The 2,692-nt window shown below is 57.5% G+C and carries 4 protein-coding genes; 3 read left to right on the top strand and 1 reads right to left on the bottom strand.

Going from position 1 to position 2,692, the window contains the following annotated elements; all coding sequences use genetic code 11:
• Window positions 1-7: 7 nt before the first annotated feature.
• On the bottom strand, window positions 8-1,168 hold the full coding sequence (locus HY067_21665) for an IS30 family transposase (protein MBI3530563.1): 1,161 nt from the start codon (window positions 1,166-1,168) through the stop codon (window positions 8-10).
• A 500-nt stretch (window positions 1,169-1,668) separates the two neighbouring features.
• Between HY067_21665 and HY067_21660 the strand changes: the two genes are divergently transcribed.
• The 3 genes from HY067_21660 to HY067_21650 all read left to right on the top strand — a co-directional run.
• On the top strand, window positions 1,669-1,857 hold the full coding sequence (locus HY067_21660) for a hypothetical protein (GenBank protein MBI3530562.1): 189 nt from the start codon (window positions 1,669-1,671) through the stop codon (window positions 1,855-1,857).
• 125 nt (window positions 1,858-1,982) lie between these two features.
• Window positions 1,983-2,225 (top strand): type II toxin-antitoxin system RelE/ParE family toxin, encoded by a 243-nt coding sequence (locus HY067_21655; protein ID MBI3530561.1) that lies wholly within the window; start codon window positions 1,983-1,985, stop codon window positions 2,223-2,225.
• A 253-nt stretch (window positions 2,226-2,478) separates the two neighbouring features.
• Window positions 2,479-2,692 (top strand): carbamoyl-phosphate synthase small subunit (locus HY067_21650; protein MBI3530560.1); only part of this gene is annotated, 214 nt, incomplete at its 3' end.

Genomic DNA, 2,692 nt, shown 5'->3' with positions numbered 1-2,692 from the left:
TGCGGTTTCAACCGATCGACGCAACACATTTGCTAAATCGCTCTGCTGGTGTTTCATAGTCTAGCGTTTTTCTTGGTCGTTCGTTGAGCCGTCTAGATACCGCGTTCAGTTTCGCTTGCGTTACCTCCGAGAGATCCATGCCTTTCGGGAAGTACTGTCTCAGCAGTCCGTTAGTATTCTCATTGGAACCGCGCTGCCACGGCTGCTGAGGATCACAGAAGTACACCTTGATGTCGGTTGCCAATGAGAAGCGTTGGTGAGCGGCCATCTCTTTGCCCCGATCCCAGGTCAGCGACTTGTAGAGCTCCCGCGGTAACTTGTGGGCATGCTTGATCAGGGCATTGATCACCGTCTCGGTGTCTTTGCCGTCGGCCTTGGCGAGCATCAGGTAACGCGTGTGACGCTCTACCAGCGTTGCAATCTGACTGTTATTGCTACCGAACAGCAGGTCGCCCTCCCAGTGTCCCGGCACGGCCCGGTCCTCGACCGAGGCTGGCCGCTCACTGATCGATACGGTGTCGGTGATCCTGCCGTGATCATCCGTCTTTTGTGTGTGATGGCGCGAGCGACGCATCCCTCGTGTGCGCCGAAGGTGCTGTAACAGTTCCTTTTTCAGGGCCCCGCGGGCCTGGATAAAGAGGCTGCGATAGATGGTCTCGTGTGACACCTGGTAACTCTCATCGTCTGGATACGTGCGCTTGAGCCACCCGGCGATCTGCTCGGGCGACCACTCCAGCTGGAGTTTGCTCGCCACAATGCGTGCCAGAGCACGGTTCTCCACCAGTTTACAGGTCTTGGGGCGATGCGCCCGGCCCCAGGCGGCCTGATCGGCTTTACTCGCCCGGTAACGCCGCAGGCCGCCGTTGCGTCGTATCTCGCGACTGACGGTCGACGGTGCTCGACACAGCCCTGACGCAATCGAACGGATGGAGCGGCCGGCGACCACGCCACGAGAGATCTCTTCGCGTTCAGCCAACGTCAGGGAAAGACGCGATCGTCGACGTGGCGCCGGACGTATCCCACCGGTCTCCGCCAGGATACGTTGAATCGACGGATGGTGCCGGTCAAAGAGCCGGGCAATTGCGTTCAGGGACTCGCCTTTCTGCCAACGATCCCACATCAACGCTTTTTGCTCTTCGGTGTAATAGATCCTCGGTCGCTGCTTCATTTTCAACATCCTCCTCTCTATAGTCAGAGATTATTAGATGTTGCAACAACCGGTTGAGTCCGCAATTAAAAGCGGTAACTCGTCCAGCGAATACATTCTTGCTATCCTGAAACGCCATCATGACGTTTTGTCGATGTTCGGCGAGGATACGGATTCAGGATGTCTTGAATTGTATTGACGGAATAACATGGCAAGCAATTAAGCAGCGTCCCCTATTTTCTCCGGGGCTTTGTGTTTTACAGCCATAATGCTTTGCCTGTAAGTTCGAAATGCACCGTGTCGAGTCGCGTTGATTTTGCCCGCAACTGCCCGGGATTCGCGTCCAGCCAGAAGTCCCGATCTATCCGGAATTTCAAGCAAAAGCGGGAGCCGCCAAGAAGCGCTCCCGTTTTAATGTGTGCCGCGTCCGAGTTTTGGAGGAAAGCGTCCCGTTCTTCCCGGCTCGCCGGAAGAAGAATCGTGATATATTTAAAAAGCGCCGTACTTAACGGGGCACCGACATGTCATCCACCAAAGTTAAAGAAGCCGCCCACCAGCTGATCGATCAGTTGCCCGACGAGGTAAGTTGGGACGAGCTGGCCTATCGGATCGAAGTGCGTGCCTCGATCGAGCGGGGGCTCGCCGATGCCGACGCAGGTCGGCTCATCCCACAGGAAGAAATCGAGAAGCACTTCCGTATCACGCGATGACGGATGTCTACTGGACGCCGGAAGCACGAGCGCGGCTGGAAGACATCGAGGCCTATATCCGACTGCATGGACGCAGGAGGTAGAGCAACGCCGGGAGCAGTTGCCGAACGAAAGACGCCCCGTCCGTGGCCAAGGACGTGGTCGCCAGGCTCTTGGCGCGGGCGCGCCAGCTTACGACCGCCCCGCTCAGTGGCCGACAGGTGCCGGATTACCCACGGCAAGACCTGCGCGAACTGCTGGAACGCCCGTACCGCATCATCTATCGAGTCACCGCCGAACGCATCGAAATCCTTACGGTGATGCACTACCGTCAGTTGCTGCCCCGTAAATCAAGCGCGTTGCAGCACTCCGGACAAAAAACACCTTAGGCTGTACCTACGTTGCCCTGCCTTCCCACACATCCCTGTGGGTCGCGCGCGAGAATCCATTCGCAAGTGCTATTGTTGAACAGCAACGGTGGATATAGGCCACGCGTTGATTTCGCCCAAGCGCTAACGTAAGATTCACGTCCAGCCAGCAGTACCGTTTTATCCTGAATTTTGAGCCAAAAACGGGAGCCGCCCCAAGCGCTCCCGTTGGCATGTGCCGCGTCCGAGTTTTGATTTTTAGAGGAATGCGCCGGTGACGACCGCCTTGCTCGCCCTGGAAGACGGTTCCCTGTTCCACGGGGAGGCCATCGGCGTTCCGGGCGAGGCCGTGGGCGAGGTGGTGTTCAACACCGCCATGACCGGCTACCAGGAAATCCTCACCGACCCGTCGTACGCGCGTCAAATCGTCACACTCACTTATCCGCACATCGGCAACACCGGCTGCAACGCCGAGGACATGGAGTCCG

The sequence above is a fragment of the Betaproteobacteria bacterium genome (assembly GCA_016194905.1).
Taxonomy (GTDB): domain Bacteria; phylum Pseudomonadota; class Gammaproteobacteria; order Burkholderiales; family JACQAP01; genus JACQAP01.
The sequence above is the reverse complement of the archived record's forward strand: the minus strand, read 5'-3'. Positions and strand labels throughout refer to the sequence as shown.

Excerpts from the sequence above, each read along its gene's own strand:
- HY067_21660 (MBI3530562.1), top strand. The coding sequence starts at position 1,669 with ATGTCATCCACCAAAGTTAAAGAAGCCGCCCACCAGCTGATCGATCAG.
- HY067_21665 (MBI3530563.1), bottom strand. The coding sequence starts at position 1,168 with ATGAAGCAGCGACCGAGGATCTATTACACCGAAGAGCAAAAAGCGTTG.